Origin of the sequence: Vibrio sp. YT-15, from assembly GCF_033337445.1 — a bacterium.
In the GTDB taxonomy this organism is placed as follows: Bacteria; Pseudomonadota; Gammaproteobacteria; order Enterobacterales; family Vibrionaceae; genus Vibrio; species Vibrio alginolyticus.
In genome coordinates this window covers 1-2,414 of record NZ_JAWOQR010000034.1, presented here as the reverse complement: position 1 = coordinate 2,414, position 2,414 = coordinate 1, and the positions used below count along the sequence as shown (strand labels likewise).

Annotated in this window: 1 protein-coding gene; it reads right to left on the bottom strand. The window is 52.7% G+C overall.

The genetic code is table 11. The features are described 5' to 3' along the window. Positions 1–415: 415 nt before the first annotated feature. Positions 416–1,957: an IS91-like element ISCR1 family transposase gene (locus R7D93_RS24895; protein WP_000050481.1), complete on the bottom strand. Its 1,542-nt coding sequence runs from the start codon at positions 1,955–1,957 to the stop codon at positions 416–418. Between the last annotated feature and the right edge of the window lie 457 nt (positions 1,958–2,414).

The following is a 2,414-nucleotide window of genomic DNA, read 5'->3' as shown; positions in this document are numbered from 1 at the left end:
AGCCGGCAGATTTACAGTCTGCTCCCTTTGGCCACTCGGGAACCCCTCCAGGGTGTTTTCCTAATCTTTTACAAGAAAAGGCTTAACTGACGTTTTCCCAACACATCAATCAAGTGCGGAGCGCATATTATCAAACTCGGACTTTGTGTAAACCCTTTTTTTGTCTTTTTGAATTGAATGCTGGGGTATAGGAAGTATAAACCACCTTTTTGCTCCTCATCCGAAGTATCTTACCTGAAATTCCCTCACTCGTTTACCGCTCAAGCCCCAATTTTAACTGCCGGTCCAGCCTAAACCGCTCTAATAAGGTTCGATTTGGCGGTAAAATCTCTAGCCTGATAGCTCGAGAGATACAAACTGCCCCACCGCCCCGTTTAAAAGTTGGCAGTGTTGAGCAGTGTTGGATTTGGGGTCGTCAGTCAAAGAGACGACTCTGTGATGGATCGAACAGGCTGGGAGTCAGTGGCGGCGCTCGTTCTGGTGGCAGCTCACGCTGCTTGGCGGCATTCGCCTTGGCTGTTTTCTGTTTCAGATGCTTGAGAATCTGCTCAATGACCTTCGGATCTTCGATGCTGGCAATCACTTTGACGTGACCGCCGCAGTGTTCGCAGACTTCAATATCAATATTGAAGACTCGCTTGAGGCGTTGCATCCAGGTCATGGCGCGGTGGCGCTCTGCAGGACTCTTGTCACGCCAGTTAGTATCGAGACCTTCCGATTTGTCGGGCTTCTTGCCCCGCTTGGCGGGTGTTACTTGAACTCGGTGTTTGCTGTTCGGTGCAAAGACGCCGTGGAAGCGTGTGAGGTTGACTCGCGGCTTAGGTACCAACGCAGCGAGTTTGGCGATGAAGTCCAGCGGCTCGAAGATCACATGGGTGGTGCCATTGCGGTACGGAGTTTTGAGCTCGTAACGCACCTGCCCATTGGCGGTTAATGCCAGACGTTTTTCTGAAACCGCTGGCCGACTAATGTAGCGACACAAGCGCTCAAGCTTATCCCGCTGATGCGCTTCGGCCATCACACCGGCGTGTAGCGAGAAACCAGCATGGTTGGCTACTCGACTGCTTGAGTCGGCTTTATCCTCACGCCCTGGCAAGGTTTGCAGGGTGAAGACTTTGCGCCCTTGCTGGGGGCCGACGGCAATGCGATACGTAACCGAAGCACCATGTAATTGAGTCAGCGTATCGTCTTCGCCCTCTTCCAGTGTCAACCACGTATTCTCGGCATCACGCTCCAAAATCCCACGCTTTTCCATGCAGCGAGCGATGCGATGGCTGAGGGTGTGAGCGAGCGTATTCAGCTCATCGTAAGTGGGTGCCTTGACACGATGGAAGCGTTGCTTGCCATAGTCATCTTCGGCATAGACACCATCGAGAAACAGCATATGGTAGTGGACATTGAGATTTAGCGCGGAGCCAAAGCGTTGGATAAGAGTCACTGAGCCAGTTTGTGCAGAGGCTTTGGTGTAACCGGCTTTTTTGATCAGATGAGTTGAGAGTGTACGATAGACGATACTCAAGACCTGGCCCATCAGCTGGGGATGGCGAGCCAGCAAAAAGCGTAGCTGGAAAGGAAAGCTGAGCACCCACTGGCGAATGGGCTCCTTGGGGAAGACTTCGTCTATCAGCAGCGCCGCACTCTCGGCCATCCGGCGGGCACCGCAGCTAGGGCAAAAGCCGCGTCGTTTACAGCTGAAGGCGACCAGACGCTCGTGATGACAATCCTCGCAGCGAACCCGCATGAAACCATACTCCAGACGGCCACATTGGAGGAGGTCGTTGAATTCTTGTTGGATGTAGCGAGGCAGGTGTTGACCTTGGGCTTCGAGTGAGGCTTTGAAGGCTGGGTAGTGCTGCTCAACCAGCTGGTAGAGCAGCGTCTGGTCGGGTTGGTGGCGTTCGTAACCGTTTGTTTGAGTGGGCGATTGACTCGCCGTGGCGTTCCTTGCCAGCGACATGGGTATCCTCCGCTGATACTGTGGTTATGTACAGTATCAGCGGCTTGCGTTCAGACGTCCAGTCTGGCCCTAGACATCGCTAAATGCTTAACCCGCAATAGCCCTCACGAGTTGTTATCAGCCACTACCGGTTGAGCGAGAAGGTTTTGGGTTCAGGGTGCTATTGCTCCACCAATCACAATACTGAAGCCCCAACTGTTATCAGTTGGGGCTTTTTCTTGTCTGTTTGCGGCGGTTGCGTTTTATCGGTAGTCGTCGAGCTCTGCACCATCCCACATAAGAGCTTAACGGTGCGATCTTCAACGCCATCACACAAAACTTTCTTTTTCACGCACAGTCAACTTATTGGATGTTTTATTAACAACCCAAAAGGAGATATTTAGCGGGCGGCCGGAAGGTGAATGCTAGGCATGATCTAACCCTCGGTCTCTGGCGTCGCGACTGCGAAATTTCGCGA